This is a genomic window from Paenibacillus sp. FSL L8-0333, assembly GCF_037965665.1.
GTDB lineage: Bacteria > Bacillota > Bacilli > Paenibacillales > Paenibacillaceae > Paenibacillus_AQ > Paenibacillus_AQ odorifer.
In genome coordinates, this window is sequence record NZ_CP150186.1 from 1,588,008 (window position 1) to 1,610,676 (window position 22,669).

The 22,669-nt window shown below is 44.5% G+C and carries 20 protein-coding genes and 1 pseudogene; 19 read left to right on the plus strand and 2 right to left on the minus strand.

Features of this window, described 5'->3' with window-relative positions; genetic code table 11:
* Nucleotides 1–84 precede the first annotated feature (84 nt).
* From NYE72_RS06970 to NYE72_RS07005, 8 genes and pseudogenes are all read left to right on the plus strand, one after another.
* On the plus strand, nucleotides 85–1,083 hold the full coding sequence (locus NYE72_RS06970; protein WP_051490878.1) for an ATP-binding cassette domain-containing protein: 999 nt from the start codon (nucleotides 85–87) through the stop codon (nucleotides 1,081–1,083).
* A complete protein-coding gene (locus NYE72_RS06975; RefSeq protein WP_036675839.1) occupies nucleotides 1,083–1,745 on the plus strand; it encodes a methionine ABC transporter permease in 663 nt (220 codons plus the stop codon). Before NYE72_RS06970 ends, NYE72_RS06975 begins: the two co-directional genes overlap by 1 nt.
* Before the next feature lie 24 nt (nucleotides 1,746–1,769).
* Nucleotides 1,770–2,624, plus strand: a complete 855-nt coding sequence (locus tag NYE72_RS06980; protein ID WP_036675837.1) for a MetQ/NlpA family ABC transporter substrate-binding protein — start codon at nucleotides 1,770–1,772, stop codon at nucleotides 2,622–2,624.
* Between the two features lie 83 nt (nucleotides 2,625–2,707).
* Nucleotides 2,708–3,085 carry a tautomerase family protein gene (locus tag NYE72_RS06985; RefSeq protein ID WP_036675836.1) on the plus strand — a complete coding sequence of 126 codons (378 nt, stop codon included), beginning with the start codon at nucleotides 2,708–2,710 and terminating at the stop codon, nucleotides 3,083–3,085.
* 20 nt (nucleotides 3,086–3,105) lie between these two features.
* Entirely contained in the window at nucleotides 3,106–4,101 is a 996-nt protein-coding gene (locus NYE72_RS06990; RefSeq protein ID WP_076178995.1) for an aldo/keto reductase, read from the plus strand.
* A 21-nt stretch (nucleotides 4,102–4,122) separates the two neighbouring features.
* On the plus strand, nucleotides 4,123–5,550 hold the full coding sequence (locus NYE72_RS06995; protein WP_076178996.1) for a Sapep family Mn(2+)-dependent dipeptidase: 1,428 nt from the start codon (nucleotides 4,123–4,125) through the stop codon (nucleotides 5,548–5,550).
* Between the two features lie 171 nt (nucleotides 5,551–5,721).
* Nucleotides 5,722–5,985 (plus strand): annotated as a pseudogene (locus NYE72_RS07000) (sigma factor); the annotation flags it as partial.
* Nucleotides 5,986–6,119: 134 nt separating this feature from the next.
* A complete protein-coding gene (locus NYE72_RS07005) occupies nucleotides 6,120–6,779 on the plus strand; it encodes a hypothetical protein (protein ID WP_235219370.1) in 660 nt (219 codons plus the stop codon).
* A 55-nt stretch (nucleotides 6,780–6,834) separates the two neighbouring features.
* Here NYE72_RS07005 and NYE72_RS07010 read toward each other — a convergent pair whose 3' ends face one another.
* Nucleotides 6,835–7,251 (minus strand): MerR family transcriptional regulator, encoded by a 417-nt coding sequence (locus NYE72_RS07010; protein WP_036675831.1) that lies wholly within the window; start codon nucleotides 7,249–7,251, stop codon nucleotides 6,835–6,837.
* Nucleotides 7,252–7,371: 120 nt separating this feature from the next.
* On the opposite strand from NYE72_RS07010, the gene NYE72_RS07015 reads away from it, so the two are divergent.
* From NYE72_RS07015 to NYE72_RS07040, 6 genes are all read left to right on the plus strand, one after another.
* Nucleotides 7,372–8,421, plus strand: a complete 1,050-nt coding sequence (locus tag NYE72_RS07015; protein ID WP_036675829.1) for an NAD(P)-dependent alcohol dehydrogenase — start codon at nucleotides 7,372–7,374, stop codon at nucleotides 8,419–8,421.
* Between the two features lie 567 nt (nucleotides 8,422–8,988).
* Nucleotides 8,989–10,392 (plus strand): sugar ABC transporter substrate-binding protein, encoded by a 1,404-nt coding sequence (locus tag NYE72_RS07020; RefSeq protein ID WP_076178997.1) that lies wholly within the window; start codon nucleotides 8,989–8,991, stop codon nucleotides 10,390–10,392.
* A gap of 76 nt (nucleotides 10,393–10,468) precedes the next feature.
* Nucleotides 10,469–11,392: a sugar ABC transporter permease gene (locus NYE72_RS07025; RefSeq protein ID WP_036675826.1), complete on the plus strand. Its 924-nt coding sequence runs from the start codon at nucleotides 10,469–10,471 to the stop codon at nucleotides 11,390–11,392.
* Entirely contained in the window at nucleotides 11,389–12,258 is an 870-nt protein-coding gene (locus tag NYE72_RS07030) for a carbohydrate ABC transporter permease (protein WP_076137964.1), read from the plus strand. The genes NYE72_RS07025 and NYE72_RS07030 overlap by 4 nt, the downstream gene beginning before the upstream one ends.
* Nucleotides 12,259–12,539: 281 nt before the next feature.
* The gene (locus NYE72_RS07035; RefSeq protein ID WP_036675823.1) at nucleotides 12,540–13,937 is read left to right on the plus strand and encodes an MATE family efflux transporter; all 1,398 of its coding nucleotides are present in this window, start codon (nucleotides 12,540–12,542) and stop codon (nucleotides 13,935–13,937) included.
* 322 nt (nucleotides 13,938–14,259) lie between these two features.
* Nucleotides 14,260–15,066: an ATP-binding protein gene (locus NYE72_RS07040; protein ID WP_176462605.1), complete on the plus strand. Its 807-nt coding sequence runs from the start codon at nucleotides 14,260–14,262 to the stop codon at nucleotides 15,064–15,066.
* Nucleotides 15,067–15,170: 104 nt separating this feature from the next.
* On the opposite strand, the gene NYE72_RS07045 is transcribed toward NYE72_RS07040, so the two are convergent.
* On the minus strand, nucleotides 15,171–16,208 hold the full coding sequence (locus NYE72_RS07045; RefSeq protein WP_076098905.1) for a LacI family DNA-binding transcriptional regulator: 1,038 nt from the start codon (nucleotides 16,206–16,208) through the stop codon (nucleotides 15,171–15,173).
* A gap of 465 nt (nucleotides 16,209–16,673) precedes the next feature.
* Between NYE72_RS07045 and NYE72_RS07050 the strand changes: the two genes are divergently transcribed.
* The 5 genes from NYE72_RS07050 (at nucleotide 16,674) to NYE72_RS07070 (ending at nucleotide 22,622) form a co-directional block, all read left to right on the plus strand.
* Nucleotides 16,674–17,594, plus strand: a complete 921-nt coding sequence (locus NYE72_RS07050) for an ABC transporter permease subunit (protein WP_076098922.1) — start codon at nucleotides 16,674–16,676, stop codon at nucleotides 17,592–17,594.
* Between the two features lie 17 nt (nucleotides 17,595–17,611).
* Entirely contained in the window at nucleotides 17,612–18,493 is an 882-nt protein-coding gene (locus NYE72_RS07055) for a carbohydrate ABC transporter permease (protein WP_036675818.1), read from the plus strand.
* 61 nt (nucleotides 18,494–18,554) lie between these two features.
* Nucleotides 18,555–20,168, plus strand: coding sequence for an ABC transporter substrate-binding protein (locus NYE72_RS07060; protein WP_051490876.1), 1,614 nt, complete (start codon nucleotides 18,555–18,557; stop codon nucleotides 20,166–20,168).
* A 57-nt stretch (nucleotides 20,169–20,225) separates the two neighbouring features.
* Nucleotides 20,226–21,707: a glycoside hydrolase family 32 protein gene (locus NYE72_RS07065; protein ID WP_076098904.1), complete on the plus strand. Its 1,482-nt coding sequence runs from the start codon at nucleotides 20,226–20,228 to the stop codon at nucleotides 21,705–21,707.
* A gap of 21 nt (nucleotides 21,708–21,728) precedes the next feature.
* Nucleotides 21,729–22,622, plus strand: a complete 894-nt coding sequence (locus tag NYE72_RS07070) for an ROK family protein (protein WP_076098903.1) — start codon at nucleotides 21,729–21,731, stop codon at nucleotides 22,620–22,622.
* The last annotated feature ends 47 nt before the right edge of the window (nucleotides 22,623–22,669 follow it).

Sequence of the window (22,669 nt, forward strand, 5' to 3'; positions counted from 1 at the left end):
ATAGGAATTGTTTTAGGTTGAAATTAGATCGATCTAATTTATTTAGAAAAAGCATTTTCTGGGTGCATGAAAGGAGTGGATAGGATGGTCGGACAACTGGAGGGCAAACCTACGGAGCTTGTCGGTTCAGGCATAGAAATTCGTGATTTATTTAAATCATTTGGAGGTAGGGAGGTTTTGTCTGGTATTAATGTCAACATTACGGACGGGGATATTTTCGGACTTGTTGGGGTGAGCGGCGCGGGCAAGTCAACGCTTTTGCGCTGTATCAACGGTCTGGAGACCTTTGACCGCGGCAGCTTGCATGTCAACGGAGTTGAAATCCGCAGCATGCGGGGAGCAACACTACGCAAGTTTCGCAGCAATATCGGCATGATCTTTCAGCATTTCTCTCTGCTGGAGCGAAAAAATGTGTATGACAACATTATGTTTCCAATGAAATGCTTTGGCTACAATAAAGCGGTGGCTGATGCGCGCGTGAAAGAGCTGCTGCAGCTCGTGGAATTGACAGACAAGGAAAAGGCACTGCCGCGCGAGCTTTCCGGCGGACAGAAGCAGCGGGTTGCCATCGCCCGGGCGCTTGCTATGAACCCACGCATTCTGCTTTGTGATGAAGCGACAAGCGCACTTGATCCCAACATCACCAAATCCATTCTGGGTCTGCTCAAAAAAATTAACAAAGAGCTTGGCATCACCATTGTCATTGTGACGCATCAAATGGAAGTGGTAAAAGAAACTTGCAACAACATCGCGGTGCTTAGCAAGGGTCAGTTGCAGGCTGCCGGAGCGGTGCAAGATATCTTCCTGGAAAACTCCGGTCATCTGAATGATTTCCTGGGCGCACATGAAGTGAAAACTGGCGAGGATAACATTCTGTTTGAGCTTATTCAGCGACCAGGTCAGGAAGACATGCTTTCCCGCTTCGCCTTGTCAACAGGGGTGCCGTTTGAAGTTGTATGGGGCGGACTGGACCGTTATGTGGACAGTATCGCGGGGTCGTTCACCTTATCGGTCAGCAGGCAAGATTTTGACAAGGTCAGGGCCTATCTGGAGCAGAGCGGCATGGAATGGAGGAACTTGTAATGTATCAGTACGATTACCAGACTCTGCTCGATAAAATCATTTTTCCGGGGCTGCGCGATACGCTGATTATGTTGGGCGGCACCGTTGTGACCTGTACCCTGTTCGGTTTCATCTTGGCACTCATTCTCATTACTACAGATGCCAAAGGACTCAGGCCCAACCGAGCAGTCTACGAGACCTTCAGCGCCATCATTAATGTGCTGCGTTCTGTACCCTTTATTATTCTCATTATTACAATAATTCCGTTAACTCGCTTTGTTGTGGGGACGACCATTGGTACAACAGCTGCCATTTTCTCCATTACCATTGTAGGCTCTCCGTTACTGGCGAGATTGCTGGAGGGCTGCTTTAAGGAGGTGAATCCGAGTCTGATCGAGGCTGCTAGGTCATTTGGCGCATCCGATTGGCAAATAACATTTAACGTTATTGTCAGTGAGGCGATTCCATCCATCATTTCAAACTTAACGATTGGTTTTATTTCGTTGCTGGGCTTTACAGCTATGGCAGGGACCGTTGGAGCCGGCGGGCTGGGGGCAGTTGCGCTTTCCTATGGCTACCAGAATTTCAATGACACGATTATGTACACAACCGTTGTTATTTTAATTGTTATTGTTCAATTTATACAACTGGGCGGGAATATGTTGTACCGCAAGTTGAAATAAAACATCAGAAATGAGGAGTTTTACATGAAAAAACAGGCAACTGCCAAGCTGATTCTGATCATGACCACTGTCATTGTGCTGCTGGTCGGATGCTCTCAGTCATCCAGCTCATCCTCCGACGCACAATCGGATGCAAAGTCCCAAAAAATTGTGATTGGCGTGATTGCCAGGGAGCAGCCGGATATTGATTATGTGGCCGAAAAGCTGAAGCCGGAAGGCTATCAAATTGAGACGCAAGTCTTCAATGACAATATTGCCTTGAACAATGCGACTGCAGACGGCAGTATCGATGCCAATTATTTTCAGAATGAAAAATATATGAACAGCTTCAATGAAAGCAACGGTACAGAGTTGGTCGCTTATGGCCCGAATATTTATACAACACCGGTGCTGTTCGTATCCAAGAAATACAAAACTGTGGATGAGCTGCCGCAAGGAGCGAAGATCGGCATTGCCAACGATTCCGCCAACCGGGCGCGAGAACTGCAACTATTGGCGGACAATGGGCTAATCCAATTGCGCGAGGGTATTGACCTGCCAACAGTACTCGATGTTGTCGAGAACAGCAAGAAGCTCGAATTCGTTGAAATTGATCCGCGCAGCCGCGTAGGGGCTTTTGCTGATCTGGACGCCATGACTGCGCCGGCTATTACGGTAGCTCAAATGAATGATCCCCAGGTGACGATTGATACGGCGCTGCTACAGGAAACACCTGAGGTGTACAAACAATATGGCGGTATTTTGCTGGCTATTAAGAAAGGAACTGAAGAGAAGAATAAGGAATGGCTGGATGCTATCGTATCGGTGATGACTTCGAAAGAATATTCGCAATGGCTGCTGGATACGTACAAGGGAGTCAAGAAACCGTATAACGAATAATGCATCCTGAGTAATGGGAATGCGGAAATAAGCAAAGCGTTTGTCTGAAAAAACTAACTATAATGATAAAGGAGTGCTGAACCATGGCAACTGTATTGGCATACGCAACGACATCTCTGAAGGAAGAACAAAAGACAAAATTGGTAAGTGAGTTGGGCACGGCAGTAACAACGGGTCTTCGCCTGCCTCCGGAGCTAAGAACTATCTCCTGGATCGAACTTCCACAGGCATCGACAACACCTAAGGACTTTTATGAAATTACATTTTTTGTATACACCGCACCAGGAAAACCAGTTGAGGCGAAGCGGGACTTGGTTCGTAATCTGCAGGAGACTACGGATCGGGTGCTTTCCGGCTTGCAGGTAAAAACGATTGTCATCATTAAAGAACACGCCGATGAAAATGTGGGTGTGGGTGGGCAGCTCCGGTTGGATATTGTTGCTGCACAGGCGAATCAATAAAGTGGGAGGATACAGTCACGATGAGATATAAGGAGATTGGACAGAGCGGCATACAAGCCTCTGTCGTTACTTTCGGCGCTTTCGGTATTGGTGGAGGATTCCAGTTCCCAGATACCAATGATACGCAATCGATTCGCGCCATTCATGCCGCGCTGGATCTGGGCATCAATATAATTGATACTGCCCCGGTTTACGGCTTTGGGCACAGTGAGGAAATCGTTGGGCAAGCGATCAAAGGCCGGCGGGATAAGGTCATTGTTTCGACAAAATGCGGCTTGTGGTGGGGTGACGAGGAAGGCAGTTATCGTTTTACCTGGGACGGGCATCGCGTGAAGCGGAATTTGAGCCCGCGAACGATTCGCATGGAGGTGGAGCAAAGCCTGAAGCGGTTAGGGACGGATTATATCGATATTTACTATACACATAATCCGGCGATGGAGCCTTTTCTAACACCAATTGAAGAAACGATCGAGGTGCTGATGCAACTGAAGCAGGAAGGCAAGATTCGCGCCATAGGCGCGTCCAATTGCGAGCCGCATCACGTGCAGAGCTACATCGATTATGGTGAAATCTCAATCGTGCAAAAAAAATTCAATATGCTGTCCAGAGAACCCGAGCAGGCGATCCTGCCTCTGTGCAACGAGCACCAGATTAGCTTCCATGCGTATTCGCCGCTGGCGCAAGGGTTACTGACAGGACATATTCGGCCTGATCATGTGCTGGAGCCGAACGATCCCCGCCAGAACGATGCCTGGTGGCATGGACGCAACCTGAAGCTGGCCACTGAGTTTGCCGGCGGTCTGGTTGAGATCGGAAGTGAATATGGGGTTAGCGCCAGTTCTATTGCCGTAGCCTATTTGTTGAACAAGCATGCCAATGTCAATGTGATTTGCGGCATTCGCAAGGAAAAGCACCTTCATGAGAATATTGCCGGTGCCGAGGTAGTACTGCCGCCAAATGTCATAGCTGAGCTGGATTTCCGTCTACAAAAGCTGGAACTTGCAGCCGAGCTGTAAACCTGAAAGGGGTGAGCGATTATGACCAGTATGGAGCTGGACAAGCAGGTTGAACAGTTTCTAGCCGATCATCAAGCGGCGATTCTCGAAGATATCAAACGTCTGATTCGTGTGCCGAGCGTGGGCACCACCTTTCATCCGGATAGCCCGGAGCCTTTTGGTGCCGAATGCGCTGCTGTATTGCGTGAGGCGGAGCAGTTGGCCGCGCGGGAAGACTTGTCGGTAACGGCTTTTGCTGGCTATGGCATTAAGGTGCAGCTGGGAGACAGTGAGGAAGGCATCGGCTTGTTCGCCCATCTGGACGTGGTGCCCGCAGGGCGGGGCTGGAGCTTTCCGCCCTTCTCCCCGTTCGAGAAAGATGGGTTTCTATTTGGCCGAGGTGCGATGGATAATAAATCGGCTGCTGTGCTTGCGCTTTATGTACTGAAGTTTTTCAAAGAGACCAACGTGCGGCTGGATCATAATGCTTATGTATTTCTGGGCGTCAACGAAGAGAGCGGCATGCGGGATATCCGCTATTTCCTGTCCCGGCATCAGTCGCCGTCCTTCGGGATTGTTGCTGACGCTTATTATCCGGTATGCTATGCGGAAAAAGGGATTGTGCGAGCCGATGTGACTGGAAGCGCGTCTGACGACAGGTTGCTGTCCTTTCAAGCTGGCGAGGATTACAATATGGTGCCCGCCGTTGCGGAGGCCCGGTTGCGCGGATTAACCTCATACGAAGTGCAAAAGCTGCGGTCGGAGGGGTTTGAAGTCGCGGAGCTAGAGGGGATAGCGGTTGTTCGCGCGCAGGGTAAGGCCGGGCATGCGGCGTTTCCTGCCGGGACGCAAAACGCGGCAAGAAAGCTGGCCGGGGCGGTCCTTGCGCATGAGCTGGTTGAGGATGCTGCGGCGCGTGCTGTGCTCACTTTTTTGTCACAAGCGCTGGGTGACCCTTACGGGGAGGGGCTTGGTATCACCCACAGGGATGAAACGGGTCCTACCACCAGCAATGCCGGCATCGTAGCGTGGGATGAGGGAACCGTTCGGATCGGAATCGATGTCCGTTACGGTCTGTCGCAATCCGCGGATGCGCTGCGGGAGCAGTTGGCAGCCTACTCGCGGCAGCATGGACTGTCACTGACTGAGTGGACGGACAGTCCGCCACACTACATGGACAAGGATGACCTGATCATAGCGGCCTTATGCAGGCTTGCCAACAGTGAGCTGGGCTTGTCGCAAGCGCCCTATGCAATGGGTGGGGCAACGTATGCCAGATGGCTGCCGCGCACAGTAGCCTTCGGCCCGCTTCGCACCGATGTACAGACTCCTTTTCCCGAAGGAAAAGGGAGCAGCCATCAGCCGGACGAGGCCATGCGCATCAGCCAGATCTGGGACGCATTCAAGATTTATATTAAGGCAATTGTGGAAATTGACCAGCTGCTGAGTGACCAAGAAGAGACTGGGTGAGGTGAGCAGCGCGGCGGGTTTCAGATAAGAAAATAAATATACACTTTTTATGCCCACGCAACTTGGCTGCCAAGGTTTTTAGCAGACATTAGAAGCTGGGCCTATTTTCATTTTCTGTGATAATAAAAAGACTTGGCTTCGAACTGGACAACTCTTTCTGTTGGGGTGTGGATTTCCATTGGCACAATCGGCCTGATTAAATCTATTGAGTGCTATCGTCCAATCAAAGGAACAAGGTTAGCCGCATTTGCTGCTCGTTGTATTGAAAACGAAATCCTGATGCACCTGCGTTCGCTCAAGAAAACACGTAAAGACGTATCCCTACATGATCCAATTGGGACGGACAAAGAAGGTAATGAAATTACACTTATAGATATCCTTGGCTCCGAGGCTGATGATGTCATTAGAGAAGTAGATCTGAAGATCGAAAAAGCAGTGTTCCCTTCAAAATAATGCTCAGTGCTGACCGATCTGCTTATCCAAATCATTGAATACTATCAATAAAGATAACCGTCAAACAATAGAATATATGATATAATGACGTGGTTGTTGCAAGGTGCAATTTTAATATGAAAAATAGGATGGGCAATATGAAGGGTTATCTTTATAACGTTGATAAAAAACGATTGATTATTATGGTTATCGGCAATGTATTTCTGGGCATGGGAATCAGTATTTTTAAGCTGTCCGGCATGGGGAATGATCCCTTTAGCGGCATGGTAATGGCACTTGCAGAGTGCGTCGGTATAACATATGCAAATTTTCTGATCTTGCTGAACCTGGTATTGTTTGTAATCGAATTCATAACCGGACGAAGGTTTATTGGAGCCGGGACTTTTGTAAACGCAATCTTTTTGGGATATATCGCTACGTTCTTTCATAGTACTTGGCTATCTCTGTTGGGCGAACCTCAGCTGTTATGGCAGAGGGTGGTCGTCGTAGCGATTGGCGTGGTGGTATGCAGTTTTGGGGTATCCTTGTATCAGACATCGGCTGTGGGAGTAGCTCCTTACGACAGCCTGTCCCTGATTATGAGGGATAACTTCCCGAAAATATCTTATTTTTGGCACCGGATGTTTACGGATGCACTTTGTGCTTTGATTTGCTTCCTGGCAGGAGGCGTTATAGGCTTAGGAACTCTAGTGTCCGCACTTGGTCTGGGACCCATTATTCATTTTTTTGATGTGAATTTTACGGAGAAGCTGCTGGCAAAAAAGCGTCCAAATTAAGAAAGGCGGGGCAGATCAATCTGCCCCGCCTTTACTGTAATTTGAAGGTTCATTTCTAATGAGTAAATGCACTCTTAATGTTATTTTTTTTATGAACATCTTCCGTGCCGCTATCCAAGGCGGTCTTGTAGTAGAAGCATTTATGTTCTATGACTTCCATCGTTTTTCTTAATTCTTCCATCTGTGCTTCTACGGAAGCTTTTCGCTCCAGGAACATGTCATATCTCTGCTGCAAGGTGGAGTCCCCTTCAGAGCACCACTCAATGAAATGTTTTATTTCCTTAATTGGCATCCCGGATGACTTCAGGCATTCAATTACTTTTAAAGCGTCCATATCCGTTTCTTTGAAAACGCGTTTCCCGCTGGGGGTTCTTTCTATAAAAGGCAAAAGCCCCTCCTTGTCATAGTAACGCAGGGTATGTGATGTCATATTAAAGTATTCTGCAACTTCACTTATGGAGTATGTCTTCATCATCTATCTCCAGTCTTAATTATATTTTGTGCTTGACTTAGAGTTAACTTTAAGTAATAACATAGGTTTTGTAAAGTCGGCATTACAGTTTTTTATATTAACTAGAAGAGAGGTTTCACTATGATAAAAGTTAATGCACGCGCTACATTCAGTCAGGAAGGCCCGTTCAAGCTAACTACAATCGAACGCCGGAATCTGCAGCCGCACGATGTTCTTATAGAGATTAAATACGCGGGCATTTGCCACTCGGATATTCATACAGCCCGCGGGGAGTGGGGACCGGTTAAGTATCCACTTGTTCCAGGGCATGAGATCGCCGGTATTGTCAGCCAGGTCGGTTCCGAAGTTACAAAGTACACAGTTGGCGATCGTGTAGGGGTAGGTTGTATGGTTGACTCCTGTGGAGAGTGCAGTAATTGCCAGAAAGGTGAGGAGCAGTATTGCCTGAGTGGAAATACGGGCACCTATGGAGCTATCGACCGGCACGGTCACTATACACAGGGCGGATATTCCACGCACATCGTTGTAACAGAAGACTTCGTGGTCCGGATTCCTGACGCTATTCCGCTTGACGCGGCTGCACCGCTTTTGTGTGCAGGAATCACCACCTATTCACCGCTGCGCCATTGGGGAGCCGCTCCCGGCAAAAAAGTAGCTGTAGTGGGTCTTGGCGGGCTTGGACACATGGCTGTGAAGATTGCTCATGCTATGGGAGCTGAGGTTACTGTGTTATCACAGTCACTGAAGAAGAAGGAAGACGGATTGCAATTAGGAGCGGATCATTATTATGCCACAAGCGATCCGGAGACATTTAAGCAGCTTGCCGGTTCATTCGATCTTATTGTGAATACAGTAAGCGCACAGATTGATATCGATGCCTATCTTTCACTTCTGGCATTGGATGGTACATTAGTCAATGTCGGTGCGCCCGCTGATCCATTGGCAGTTAACGTATTTTCGCTGATCGGCCACCGCCGTTCGTTTGCCGGATCGATGATTGGCGGAATCCGTGAAACGCAGGAAATGCTTAATTTCTGCGCTGAACATAATATTGCATCTGAAATCGAGGTCATTTCTGCTGACCGGATAGATGAAGCCTGGGAGCGTGTGCTTGCTTCAGATGTCCGTTACCGGTTTGTCATCGACATCAGCACGATGGGGAACGAATAAAAGACGTCCTCTTTCTTGACATCGGTTCGTGTCCACAACCTCAAGAAATTCGATAACATAGCGGGAAATCGCAAGGAGCTGGAAATCTCACGCAGTTGTGTTTCGAGAATAGAAAAACGGCGTTGCTTCATACAGCAGCGTAGTGTATAAATGCTAAATAGGCAGAGCAGTGCTTCTACCATTGGGGTAGGAGGGCGGCTCTGCTTATTGTCGTTACTGCAAGTGAATATTTTGGATCAGCTGATTCTGCTGTTTTATGAAAAAGATGATTCTTTAAAGGTTGGAATTTTTAAAAATCAGGTTGAAAAATGCTATTTTCCCTAATAGAAAATCATGACACAATAACAATAAAGCGCTTACTTCATTAAAACATCCCAAGTTCATGAAGACTCTATACCACTTTTTGAAAATATTTACGATATTAAAAGTCGTATCGGCTGGCCGAAATTTCGGATTCCAAGCAAAGGTTGGAATTATTAAAAAAAGTTGGTACTAAACGTTTAACTCAATAACTTAGGGGGTCAAACGGTTGGACATATCTATGTGATTATGAAGGGGGAGAGGGAAATGAAGGTAGGTAAAGCATTCGGGGTAGGTATTCTTTCAACTGCACTAGCATTAAGTGTCATTGGCTGCGCGAAAGATGAGACAAACACAGCAACCAAGGCAACTGATGGACCCAAAGCATCTGAGAACGCCACCTCCAAGCCTGAGGAGAAGGTCAAAATTATCTATTCGATGTGGGGAAGTGCGGAAGAGGGAAATGTAACCCAGGGAGTGGCGGATAAGTTTAATGCTTCTCAAGACAGAATTGAAGTAGAAGTACAAGCAATTCCTTGGGAAAACTACATGACCAAGCTGAATACAATGGCTACGGCAGAGCAATTGCCTGATACAGGGATGCTCAGAGAAGATGGTGTCGTTCAGTGGTCTACCCAAGGCATGCTGAATGATGTAAATACAATGTACGAAGGAAGCGACAGCAAACCACTGGATAGCCTAGCCTACAAATATCAAGGGAAAACCGTAGCCTACGCGGCTGCCAATGAAATCTTACTCCTCTATTACAACAAAGATATGTTCGACAAAGCCAATGTACCCTATCCCCCAGCTGCTCTGGATAAAGCGTGGACATGGGAGGAATTTGTAACAACAGCAAAGAAGCTGACCCTTGATAAAAATGGTAAACATCCTGATGAGAGTGGCTTTAATGAGCAGAGTATCGTTCAGTTTGGCGCATCCGTTGAAAACTTACCATGGCAGCTTGAGACCTGGGCGCTTGGTAATGGTGGGGGGTTCTATTCGGGTGATGGGACTGAGGTGAGAATTGGAGAAGACGCCAGTATAGAGGGAATTCAGAAGGTTGCAGATCTTTACTTGAAGGATCATGTTGCTCCGTTGTCTGTCGGACAGACTGATGATGGCATTCAACGAACCATTATCGCAGGGACTGTTGCCATGGCTACTAACGGTGCGTGGAACGTGGGAACTAGTCTCAATACGGCTAAGAATGAAGGCCTGAACTATGGCGTTGCAGTATTGCCTTACATGAAGGATAAGGTTACCCTCAACACGGGTGGCGCCAATGTCGTGTTCTCCCAGACTAAGCATCCAAAAGAAGCGATGGAATGGCTGAAATGGTACAACTCAGAAGAAAATAACTGGGGCCTCATTAGCTCGGGAATCTGGATGCCGACACTGGAGAAGTGGTACACGGATGAGACCCTTACCCGTAAATGGGTCGAAAATCCTAACTTCCCTGTTTATGACGAATATAAATCTGCAGTAGTCGATTATGCGCAATCACCTGCTGTGAAGCCCGCAGCGTGGTTCTATACGAATCATACGACGGAGTTTAACACCTTACTCGGGTCGGTTCTAGGGGATGTATGGACGGGAAAGACGACCGCTAAGGATGCTATTTCTAAGAATCTCGATGCGTTGAAAGCAGCTCATTCAGGCAATAAGTAAAGTCCGTAAAAGAATGGCCGCTGCCAAGCTCACACCCGCGGCGGCCATATTATGATCTTCAGGTGGGGATATAGAGATGGAAATAATTAATAGATCTCCGAAACGTCGTTCACGTATTCATGCAGGTGAGGCACGAGCCGCGTATATATTATTGATCCCTGCCTTCATTGGGCTGATCTTTCTAACGTATTTACCTCTTATTGGGGTGCTCGGGATCAGCTTAACGAATTGGACGGGACTTTCAGACCCCAAATTTATTGGCTTCGAGAATTATATTAATCTATTTACCACTGATCCTTATATTAAAGATTCTATTATAGCTACGGTCTACTTTGCCGTTTTATCGGTAGTTGGAGGCATGATTTATTCACTTTTTATCGCGATGCTACTGAATCGTAAAATTCCGGCAAGAGGGTTTTTCCGAGCTGTTTTCTATGTACCGTACGTTTTGCCGGCAGCCGCGATATATGTAGGATGGTCTTGGTTATACGAAGCTAATTTTGGATTTTTTAACTTTATTCTCTCTGAGATTGGTTTGAACAAAGTTTCTTTTATCGCGGATTCCAGCTATGTTGTTCCATCTCTATCCTTGATTTCAGTTTGGCTGTCAGGTAACTTAATTGTTATTTTCTTAGCGGGGCTGCAAAATGTTCCGGTCGTCTACCATGAAGCGGCTGAAATGGATGGTGCGAATGGATGGAAACGATTCTTGCATATCACTTTACCGTGCATGTCGCCCATTATCTTTTATAATTTGCTAATGAGCTTGATTGCCAATCTCCAAATTGTTACGCCGGCTCTTTCATTAACGAATGGCGGCCCGGGTAATTCTTCACGATTTTTAACTTATCTGATGTATGATCAAGCTTTTGTAAATTATAAATTAGGGTATGCTTGTGCAACAACGGCCGTTATTTTTGTTATTCTTGCAGGCTTTACTGGTGTATTATTCAAAACCTCCAATCTATGGATTTTTAATGAAGGAGGCGATGACAAATGAGTGTAGCCACATACGGAAGATTAAAGAGTAAAAAACGTAATAATCAATGGATGAACCTGATCTCGTTTGTCGTCGTCATTTTTTTTACTATACTCGTGCTCTTTCCAATCTGGTGGATATTTCGCACGTCGCTCATGTCGAATGCCGAGATATACAAATATCCGCCTTCACTGCTGCCAGGAAGTTGGTTGTTTTCAAACTATGCAGAAACGCTAGAGATTTTTAAGTTTTGGAAATATTTATGGAACACCATGATTATTATTGTACCCGCTTGTTTGGCAGGAACCTTTACAGCGACCTTATGCGGTTATGCCTTTGCAAGACTGCGTTTTCGGGGCAAAAAATTGATTTGGGCGCTTTGTGTCGGTTCGATGCTTCTACCTGCCATGGTTACTCTTATTCCGCTATATATTGGGTGGACGAGAGGCTTAGGAATCCATGACAGCTATCTGCCGTTGATTTTGCCTTATTTCTGTGGTGGTGGCGCTTTTAATATCTTTTTGATTAGGCAGTTTATCATGTCTATTCCAAGAGAGCTTGATCAAGCAGCAACGATCGATGGTGCTGGATATTACCGCATTTTGTTCAGCATTATTATGCCGGCCATTAAATCTGCAATGATCGTTGTGGCATTATTTATCTTTATCGGTTTATGGAATGATCTACTTCAACAGATGATTTACATAAACTCAAGCGATAAGTATACGATAGCCTTGGGACTAACCGCTTTTAGAGGCCAACTAAAGCAGGACTGGTCGCTGACGATGGCGGCTACGTGTATGTCCTTTGCGCCGGGCGTCATTTTTTATCTGATTGGTCAAAAATATTTCGTAGAAGGAATCACGTTGACAGGACTGAAAAATTAGCTCCAATGGCTAAAGATAGCGCACTGTAATCTGCTCTGAAGTGTTAATGGGGGCACCTTTCTGCTAAGGCTTAAGTTCCGAGCCTGGCGGTATAAGGTGCCCTTTATTTGTGCTGTGAAAATATAAATTTAAAGATAAAATCCTTTATGAGATAGAAACAATCCCTTTTGCGGTAGTTGCTAGCCATCCTGTCTTATAGACTTGTTAATGTAAGGAGTCCCGTAAATCTTTGAACGAGGACTTCGCATATTCAGTCAAAAGAAGGAGAGAAAATCCACATTATGAACACTGTAACACAGATAAACAACAGCAAAGACAAGCAGACGCATTTTATTCTCAACGGTAATCTATGGAATATTATGGTCCAGTTATCATGGCCCGCTATCATCGCAATGGTTCTCTATGGCTTAAATGCGGTTATTGCCGCTGTATTTGTGGGAAGGTTTGTCGGAGAGGAAGCACTGGCTGGGGTTTCGGTAGCTTATCCTTTAACCCAGATCAGCTTGGGACTGGGCTCCTTGATCGGGGTGGGTGCCGGTTCTGCTTTAAGTTTAGCCCTCGGCAGGCAGGACAAAGAAATGCAGAAACGTTTGATGGGGAATGTTAATTATCTGTCCATCCTTGTAACGCTTGTCTATATGGTGTTAGGTTTACTTTTCTCCACACAGCTGGTGCGAATTATGGGAGGAGAAGGGGAAACTCTGGCTCTTGGAGACAGCTATTTTAGAATTACGGTGATCGGTTCATTTTTCTGGATTTATGGACTGGCTGCCAATATGATTGTGCGTGCCGAAGGGAAAATGAAATCGGCAGCCGTGGTAATGGGCATTGGACTGGCAGTTGATGTATTGTCCAATTATATTCTGGTAGCCTGGCTGGATTTTGGAGTAGAGGGTGCTGCCTGGGCTACAAATATCGGGATGCTGGTCTACACCTTGCTGGGATGGATTTATTTTGGCAAAGGATTTGCCTCATTCCGAACGAATGTCTTTGCAATCTATCGGGATGCTGCCACAATCAAATCCATAGTTGGACTGGGAATGTCCTCTTTCATTATGAACTTTATGAATCTGGTACAGGCTGTTGTAGTATTTAATGCACTGTCGAGATACGGGACTACAGCAGATATTGCATTTTATGGTGTGGTTTTCCGTGTATTCACCTTCCTGTTGACGCCGATATTCGGATTAATGCGCGCCTTGCAGCCAGTCATCGGCATTAATTTTGGAGCAGAACAGTATGAGCGCGCCATCAAAGCCTATAAAATATTCACACTCGTCTCCATGCTGCTGACTTTGCCTTTCTGGATAATTTCCATGATCTCGCCGGCTTCCATTCTGGGACTAATGCTGCCGGATCAAATCTTTAAAACCAGCGAAATGTTATATTTCCGGTTGAACATGGCGGTTCTGCCGTTATTGTCGCTCATTTTTATGGCCATGACCTTTTTCCCTGCGATTAATAAAGGGAAGCCGGCGGCCGTTATCGGCATCACCAGACAACTTGTTTTTTATGTGCCAGTGATGCTTGTTTTGCCAAGATGGTTAGGCGTCTCCGGAGTATATTGGGGTTCGCTTGTGATTGATACTGTGGTTGTAGTGTGGACGGTAATCCTGGTAACTAAGGAATTCACCCGGCTCAGAGCTAAGTCCAAGCTAGCCAGGACTTACAATATGTGAAGGTAAGATGCTGGAACTTCTGCTTTGCCTGGATGGACAATTTAATAGATATACCCCAAAAGAGCCTTGGAACTATAAGGCTCTTTTTTGTGCTACTGGTTGACATTATAAACAAAAAGAAAGTATGATATTTTAAATCGTAATAATTACGAATAAATATAATTTGGAAGTTGAATTGATTTGTGGATAATGAATGGTCAAAAGCGGACTCTATCGTTCCTCACGAGGACTTCGAGCGGCAATTAGCGCAGGTTGAACTGGATTCAGAAAGGATCTTTTGGATTTCTTGAAAATAACCATTTTAAAGGAGCTTTAATAAATAATGAACAAAAGCAGCAACAATCAACGTCTACCCAGAGCAAAAGGGATTGATATGGGTACCTATTATACACCCAAAGAATGTGCCAAAAAGGTTAGACATCTCGTCCTACCCGATATGAATCGAAAGATTGTCGAAGAATTCATTACGATCTTAGGTATGAGGGGAAGCTTTGAAGAACATCGAGTTCCCATTCCCAATAAAGTGGTTATGTATGGTCCACCGGGCACAGGGAAAACACTTACTGCATTTTATATGGCGCAAATGCTGGAGCTTCCACTTATCCTGGTTAGACTTGATGCAATTATTCACAGCCATTTGGGTGAGACAGGAAGTAATATCCGGAAAATATTTGAGTATGCCAAAGCATCTCCTTGTGTTCTTTTCCTGGATGAGTTTGATGCCATTGCAAGAACACGGGAGAGTAATGACGAGGTTAAAGAAATGGCCCGTGCGGTGAATACACTGCTGCAATGTCTCGATGATTTTGGTGACAATAGCATTTTTGTAGCAGCGACGAACCTAGAAAATGAACTGGATAGAGCTATTTGGCGAAGGTTTGATACAAAAATGATTTATTCCAACCCGGATGAATCAAGTAGGCGTCAATATGTTGAACTGTTAATTAATGACTTTGAAAGTGAAGCTGGGTTGATGGAGGAGGCATGCGAACGTCTTTCCGGTTGCAGTTTTGCTGATATTGAACAAATTGTCCTGAAAGCGAAACGTAAGGCGATCATAGAGCATTGTCTGCTAAAACGAGAGCATATTGTTCTATCCTATGAAGAATACAATCCTTCCATAAACTAATTGTGGGCGATTATATATACAGGATATTGTAATTGGAACAATTCAACGAAAAAAAAGAACCCCAGCGACGGAATTATTAATCGCTTGGGTTCTTTTTAAATTCATCAACTGATATTAGGTGTAGAGTCTCTTATGATGAGTTTGGTATAAATATGAGAAACCTGATAGGGTTGCTTCGGATCATGAATTCGGGAAAGTAGCATTTCGGCTGCTTTGACACCCATCTGATTACTATAAATATGAACAGTAGTGAGATGGGGTTCAACAATGTTTGATTCAGGACCATTATCAAAACCACAAATGACGATGTCATTAGGAATGGAAAGCATGTTTTTGAGTGACTTCATAAAGGTAACCGCAATATAATCGTTAGCACACACGAAAGCAGAAGGAAGCTCATTGATTTGACTCAGCCTAGTATCTGCCCACTCCGGATTCGAAAAAAATAGTCGATCGTCATCGAGAATACATTGTGAGAGATCAAGCTGGATGCCAGATTCTATCAATGCGCGATTAAAGCCCACCCATCTTTCATTAAAGCTCCTACAGTGATTATAGTCCCCGATGAACCCCAGTGATGTGTAACCGCCATCAATTAACTTTTTTGTAAGTTGATATGTGCTATGTTCGTTTTCCATGAGAAGTACATCTGCTTGGAATTCAGGGTAGCAGATATCTGCAGAACAGTCGATGAAAATAGTTGGAATGCCTAGACTTGTAATTAGCTTACTATATTCCGAATTGAACAACTCAATACAAATAATTCCGTCTACATTGGCGACATCAAAATTATTTGGAAGAGACAGGGACTCCTGATCAATGTCTCTTATAATGTGCATGGATAAATTATATCCTTCTGCACTGATTCGTTTCTCCATGCCACTGATCAGTTTCGATCCAAAGTGGGAAGTGTTAGGTAAGTTTTCTGTTAATAAAGCGATATTTCCAGAGTTTCTTGGTTGAACACTCTCGGTGTCCATAAAAGCAAATTGTTTATATTTTAACTCTATCGCTTTCTTTATAACCTTGTTTCTAGTTTCATCAGGTATACCATTCGTTCCATTTAAGGCTTTGGAAGCTGTATTTCTGGAGATTCCTAAAGCATCCGCGATGTCTTGTATGGTTACTTTTTCCCTGGCCATCTATGTAATTCACCTCTATATTCTTGTTCTTAACCTTCGCCACAAATAGTGTACTATTTGGCATGATTCCAACTCTCTTTAATGTATATTAGTTTACTCAAAATAGCAATATGATATTTACAAATGCACAATTTAGTTTACATTTTATCGGCGGATAAGTGTGCAAAAAAGGTATTATTCTTTTCATCTTCATGAGAATATGTTGACTTTAAAGTATATAATCCTATTTAAATTGGCTGTATTTGTAATTATGTAAAATTATATGCATCATTTATGAACATAATACTTTGTCATATGCACATAAATATTTTTACAAAATGTATTGACGAACGATTAAGTGTTTGGTAAATTGTAAAAGCAGCAGGACATAAGCCAATTGAAAGCCCTTACTGCATCAAGATATAAACATTGATAAGAACGGAGGTAAAGGCATTGCAAAACCTAATAGAAGCTGAACACAGAACAATGGTGACCAAACATAAGAGCTCCTTACTAGACTATCTAAAGAAGTACTACTTTCTTTATATTTTGCTCGCACCAGCTGTGATCCTGACCCTGATTTTTAAATACGGTCCTATGTATGGTGCGATTATCGCCTTTAAAGATTTCAGCCCAATCAAAGGGATTATGGGAAGTGAATGGGTAGGCTTTTACAACTTCGAGAAATTCCTGTCATCCCCCAACTTCGAAGTTATCTTTATGAATACGCTTAAATTAAGTTTCTTCGGATTAATTCTGAGTTTTCCAATTCCTATCCTGCTTGCGTTGATGTTAAATCAAATTCGCCGTGCAGGCGTCAAAAAGAACATTCAATTGTTCTTGTATGCACCTAACTTTATTTCTGTTGTCGTTGTGGTCGGGATGTTGTTTATCTTCTTGTCCCCAACGGGACCGATTAACCAGTTTTTTACCTGGCTTACAGGTGAACCAATCATGTTCATGTCTCGTCCGGAGTACTTCCGTTCGATCTACATTCTGTCCGATATTTGGACCGGAGCCGGTTGGGCATCCATTATTTATGTAGCAGCGCTTGCTAATGTCGATCCTGAGTTACATAATGCAGCCAATCTTGACGGCGCTAATCTTCTACAAAGAATACGCCATATCGATTTGCCAACCATTCGTCCAATTATGGCTATTGTATTTATCCTTGCAGCTGGTGGGATTATGTCCATTGGCTTCGAAAAAGCCTATCTCATGCAAACGGCGATGAACTTGCCAACCTCAGAAATCATTCCGACTTACGTTTATAAAATTGGTTTGCAGTCGGGCGATTATGCCTATTCAGCCGCAGTAGGATTGTTTAACTCTATCATCAACATCGTCCTGCTCATCACCGTTAACTTCACCGTGAAGAAACTGAATGAGGGCGAAGGTCTTTACTAAGAAAGGAGCAACAAGCTATGCCCATTAAACATTCCGGATTAGATCGCTTTATCGTCGTGCTTAACGCGATCTTCCTGACGCTGGCCGTACTTATCATTGTACTTCCTTTGATTTATGTAGTGATTGCATCTTTTATGGATCCATCAGTTCTGCTCAGTAAAGGATTATCATTCAACCTTTCGGATTGGTCATTAGAAGGGTATATAAAAATTCTTTCTAATCCGGCCATGATCCGAGGTTTTGGAAACTCTGTTTTATACTCTGTTTCATTTGCTATGCTTACCGTTCTCGTCTCTATCTGTGCAGGGTACGCACTGTCTGATGACAGGCTCAAAGGAAAAGGATTCTTCATGACCTTGTTTATTATCACCATGTTCTTTGGGGGTGGGCTTATACCAACCTATCTGCTCGTTAAGAATCTTGGTCTGCTTGATACAGTCTGGGCGGTGATTATTCCAGGGGCAGTTAATGTATGGAACATCATTCTCTCTAGAACTTTCTTCAAAGGAGTACCGAATGAAATGAAGGAAGCCGCTAATGTAGACGGAGCTTCGGAGATGCGGATCTTCTTCAGTGTCGTATTACCGCTCTCCAAACCGATTGTTTTCGTGCTCGCTCTTTATGCCTTTGTGGGCCAATGGAATTCCTATTTTGACGCGATGATCTATTTAGATAATCCGAATCTTCATCCACTGCAGCTCGTGTTGCGTTCCATCTTGATCCAGAATCAGGTAGATCCGGGCATGATCAGCGATCAACTCGCCATGGCGGAAATGAAACGATTGTCTGAAATCATCAAGTACGCTGCCATCGTTGTTTCCAGTTTGCCACTTATTGTTATGTATCCGTTCTTCCAGAAGTACTTTGAAAAAGGTGTTATGGTCGGTTCCCTTAAGTAGGAAACAGGCTGCACATAGATAAAGATTAATTCATTCATATCTAATTTGGAGGTCATACCCTATGAAAAGAATTAAGAAATCAAGAGTATCAACGAAAGTAGCTTCTGCATCTGTACTTGCTTCGTTTATGTTCCTTACTGCATGCGGTGGCGGAGGAGGAGGGGGAAGTGCGGCTAGTAAAGAACAGGACGCCAGCGGTAAAGTAACTTTGAACTTTATTACGCAAAGCTCTCCACTTGCACCAGTTGATCCAAATGAAAAACTGATTAATAAGCGTCTTGAAGAAAAGACGAATGTTCATATTAATTGGAAGAATTTCACGAAAGACGTATTTGTTGAAAAAAGAAACTTGGCTGTGGCAAGCGGTGATCTTCCTGATGCGATTTTTAATGCGGACTATAGCGACTATGAGCTGCTCAAGCTTGCTAAAGACGGTGCCATTATTCCGCTGAATGATCTCATCGAGAACAATATGCCCAACTTCAAAAAGGTGCTGGAAGAAGCACCGGAATACAAGAGTATGATTACGGCACCAGACGGTAATATTTATGCCTTTCCGTGGATCGAAGAGCTGGGCAATGGCAAAGAAAGAATCCAGGCGGTAGACAGTATGCCTTGGATCAATGTGGAATGGCTTGAGAAGCTGGGCCTTGATATGCCTACGACAACAGAAGAATTAAAAGAAGTATTAATTGCATTCAAGACAAAAGATCCAAATGGCAACGGTAAGGCTGACGAAATTCCTCTGTCCTTTATTAACAAGCCTGGAGCAGAAGATCTGGTTTTCCTATTTGCTTCGTTCGGATTGGGTGAGAACCCTGACCATGCGGTTGTGAGCAATGATGGAAAGGTAATATTTACGGCGTCACAAGATGACTACAAAGAAGCCGTTTCTTTTATTAACGAGCTGTATAAAGAAGGACTCATTGATATTGAAGCCTATACACAGGACTGGAGTACTTACCTTGCAAAAGGGAAGGATCAGAGATACGGACTTTACTTCTCATGGGATAAAGCCAACATCACTGGAGCAAATGACACTTACGAGGTTATGCCTCCGCTTGCTGGACCAGATGGTGAAGTTAACGTAACAAGAACGAACGCGCTTGGTTTGGGCAGAGGCAAGATGGTTGTTACTAGCGCCAATAAGAACTTAGAAACGACAGCGAAATGGGTTGATCAACTCTACGATCCGATTCAATCTGTACAGAACAACTGGGGAACGTATGGAGACGATAAACAGCAAAATATCTTCGAATTTGATAAAGAAAAAGAAATGCTGAAACATTTGCCGCTGGAGGGTGCAGCTCCTGTAGAACTACGTGAGAAAACAAGTGTCGGTGGACCATTAGCTATCCTTGATTCCTATTATGGCAAATTCACAACCATGCCGGATGATGCCAAAGGCAGAATGGATATTATCAAGAACATCATGGCGCCAAAAATGAAAGCAGAAAACGTAATGCCGAGTGTATTCCACTCCATTCAAGAGCTTGATCGCCTAACGACAATTGAGACGGATCTTTTTGCCTACGTGCTTAGAATGCGTACTGAATGGTACCAAAACGGTAAAGTTGAAGCGCAGTGGGATGAATACCTGAAAGAATTGGACCGTCTGGGCTTGCAAGAATGGCTTGAAATTAAACAAGGCGGCTATGACAGAGCAAGCAAATAATAAACTATAAATAATATACGGTAAAGACCGTGTTCGGGAGTAAAGGAGAAAACAATAATGTCTACGATTGCGAAACAAAATTACCGCGGAGTGTATCATTTTTCGCCTAAGGAAAAGTGGATGAATGATCCAAACGGAATGGTTTATTTTGAGGATGAATATCATTTGTTTTTTCAGCACCATCCAGGTGGAATGACTATGGGCGCTATGCACTGGGGCCATGCGGTCAGTAAGGATCTTGTTACATGGGAGGAGCTGCCTATCGCTCTTGCTCCAGATGAATTAGGTATGATTTTTTCCGGCAGTGCCGTAGTCGACTGGAACAATACGACTGGATTTTTTGAAGATAAACCAGGTCTAGTAGCAATTTTTACACACCATTTGGATATGCCGGAAGGCAAGCCAGCCATTCAGCGTCAAAGCTTGGCCTATAGTAAAGATAACGGAAGAACCTGGACGAAATATGATGGGAATCCGGTACTTGAACATGATACATTCATTGATTTCCGTGACCCGAAAGTATTTTGGAATAAAGATACTAATAAATGGGTGATGATTGTAGCTTGTGGCCAAACGGTGTGTCTATATCATTCTTCTGATCTGATGAACTGGACATTTGCCAGTGAATTCGGAGAAGGAATCGGTTCTCATGACGGGGTATGGGAATGCCCGGACTTGTTCCCGCTGGCCATTGATGGCGATCCTTCGAACACGAAATGGGTGATGCTAGTGAGCATCGGTGCGGATCCCGCTTTTGTGGAAGGATCAAGAACACAGTATTTTACAGGGGATTTTGATGGAGAAGTGTTCACGCCAGATGAAGATTCGATTAAAGTTCGCTGGCTTGATTATGGAAGAGATAACTATGCAGGTGTAAGCTGGTCCGATATACCGGCTGAGGATGGAAGAAGACTATTTATCGGCTGGATGAGCAACTGGATGTATGCTAACAAGACGCCAGCAGAAGAATTCCGTGGTGCGATGACAATTGCAAGAGAACTTCAGCTCGAATCAAGACAAGGGGGAACTTTTCTTGTGCAGAAGCCGGTACAAGAGTTGGAATCAGCTCGTGTACAAGTCCTTTCTATAAAAAATGCAACGGTGCAAGAAATCAATACTCTTCTTAAAGAGATTCGCTTGGAATCTTATGAGATTATAGCTGAGTTCACTCGGGGTAAATCTGTAGGTTTCAAAGTAAGAATTGGTGCGGATGAACAAACAGTGATCGGTATCAACGGTGACACAGAGGAACTTTATGTAGACCGGAAGGCTTCGGGCCAGCATGATTTCCATGAACATTTCGTAGGACATCATTCAGCCAAACTCGCAGCGCTTGATGAGTCAAATGATCTCCGTATTTATGTGGATTGCTCTTCCGTTGAGGTGTTTAGTAATGGAGGTCAGGCAGTAATTACGGATCTTATATTCCCTGGACTAGAATCTAAAGGTATTGCTGTATTTGCAGAAAATGAGAATGACTTGCTGATTTCCCTGGATATCTATGAGCTTACTCTCTCTGCTGAGCAAGACAAGAATTAGTCACCGAGAGGAGTCTTGTATATGCGTATAGGAGCGATTGAAGCTGGCGGGACGAAGTTTATATGTGGCATCGGGAATGAAAATGGGATCATTGAAGATCAGATCAGTTTCCCGACAGAACATCCTGAGTTGACGTTGCCCAAAGTTATTCAATATTTTCAAGACAAACCAGTAGAAGCTATCGGAATTGGATCGTTTGGTCCAATCGATATACGCCCAGATAGCCCGACGTATGGTTACGTTACAACAACACCAAAACCAGGTTGGGAAAATTACGATATGCTGGGCACTTTGAAAAGATACTTTTCGGTTCCCTTTGGCTGGGACACGGACGTCAATGCAGCGGCATTTGGTGAAGCCAAATGGGGCGCTGCCCAAGGGTTATCCAGCTGTTTGTACTATACAGTTGGCACGGGTGTTGGTGTGGGAGTGTATTCAGAAGGCAAACTTATTCATGGTCTTGTGCATCCTGAAGGGGGTCATGTTCTTACAAGACGCCATCCTGAAGATGAATTCCCAGGGGGATGTCCCTATCATGGGGACTGCCTAGAAGGGATGGCGGCAGGTCCTGCTATTGAAGCAAGGTGGGGGAAGAAGGGACATGAACTTCCTATAGATCACCTTGCATGGGAAATGGAAGCATTTTATATTGCGCAGTCGATTACGGGTGCTATATTGCTTAACTCTCCTCAGAAAATCATTCTGGGTGGTGGTGTTATGCAGCAATCACAATTGTTTCCACTTATTCGGCAGGCCGTGCTTCAGAACCTGAACGGTTATGTTAGCTCAAGTACTATTTTAGAACACATAGATGAGTATATCGTTCCACCAGGTCTAGGCCAACAGGCGGGATTATGTGGTGCTCTGGCTCTTGGACTCACAGCACTGGAAAGTCAGATTTCTGCTCAATTGTAAAAGAATATAGAGAGGAGGTCAGTGCAGTAATGAATTGGCCTCCTTCT

Excerpts from the sequence above, each read along its gene's own strand:
- NYE72_RS06970 (WP_051490878.1), top strand. The coding sequence starts at position 85 with ATGGTCGGACAACTGGAGGGCAAACCTACGGAGCTTGTCGGTTCAGGC.
- NYE72_RS06975 (WP_036675839.1), top strand. The coding sequence starts at position 1,083 with ATGTATCAGTACGATTACCAGACTCTGCTCGATAAAATCATTTTTCCG.
- NYE72_RS06980 (WP_036675837.1), top strand. The coding sequence starts at position 1,770 with ATGAAAAAACAGGCAACTGCCAAGCTGATTCTGATCATGACCACTGTC.
- NYE72_RS06985 (WP_036675836.1), top strand. The coding sequence starts at position 2,708 with ATGGCAACTGTATTGGCATACGCAACGACATCTCTGAAGGAAGAACAA.
- NYE72_RS06990 (WP_076178995.1), top strand. The coding sequence starts at position 3,106 with ATGAGATATAAGGAGATTGGACAGAGCGGCATACAAGCCTCTGTCGTT.
- NYE72_RS06995 (WP_076178996.1), top strand. The coding sequence starts at position 4,123 with ATGACCAGTATGGAGCTGGACAAGCAGGTTGAACAGTTTCTAGCCGAT.
- NYE72_RS07005 (WP_235219370.1), top strand. The coding sequence starts at position 6,120 with ATGAAAAATAGGATGGGCAATATGAAGGGTTATCTTTATAACGTTGAT.
- NYE72_RS07010 (WP_036675831.1), bottom strand. The coding sequence starts at position 7,251 with ATGAAGACATACTCCATAAGTGAAGTTGCAGAATACTTTAATATGACA.
- NYE72_RS07015 (WP_036675829.1), top strand. The coding sequence starts at position 7,372 with ATGATAAAAGTTAATGCACGCGCTACATTCAGTCAGGAAGGCCCGTTC.
- NYE72_RS07020 (WP_076178997.1), top strand. The coding sequence starts at position 8,989 with ATGAAGGTAGGTAAAGCATTCGGGGTAGGTATTCTTTCAACTGCACTA.
- NYE72_RS07025 (WP_036675826.1), top strand. The coding sequence starts at position 10,469 with ATGGAAATAATTAATAGATCTCCGAAACGTCGTTCACGTATTCATGCA.
- NYE72_RS07030 (WP_076137964.1), top strand. The coding sequence starts at position 11,389 with ATGAGTGTAGCCACATACGGAAGATTAAAGAGTAAAAAACGTAATAAT.
- NYE72_RS07035 (WP_036675823.1), top strand. The coding sequence starts at position 12,540 with ATGAACACTGTAACACAGATAAACAACAGCAAAGACAAGCAGACGCAT.
- NYE72_RS07040 (WP_176462605.1), top strand. The coding sequence starts at position 14,260 with ATGAACAAAAGCAGCAACAATCAACGTCTACCCAGAGCAAAAGGGATT.
- NYE72_RS07045 (WP_076098905.1), bottom strand. The coding sequence starts at position 16,208 with ATGGCCAGGGAAAAAGTAACCATACAAGACATCGCGGATGCTTTAGGA.
- NYE72_RS07050 (WP_076098922.1), top strand. The coding sequence starts at position 16,674 with ATGGTGACCAAACATAAGAGCTCCTTACTAGACTATCTAAAGAAGTAC.
- NYE72_RS07055 (WP_036675818.1), top strand. The coding sequence starts at position 17,612 with ATGCCCATTAAACATTCCGGATTAGATCGCTTTATCGTCGTGCTTAAC.
- NYE72_RS07060 (WP_051490876.1), top strand. The coding sequence starts at position 18,555 with ATGAAAAGAATTAAGAAATCAAGAGTATCAACGAAAGTAGCTTCTGCA.
- NYE72_RS07065 (WP_076098904.1), top strand. The coding sequence starts at position 20,226 with ATGTCTACGATTGCGAAACAAAATTACCGCGGAGTGTATCATTTTTCG.
- NYE72_RS07070 (WP_076098903.1), top strand. The coding sequence starts at position 21,729 with ATGCGTATAGGAGCGATTGAAGCTGGCGGGACGAAGTTTATATGTGGC.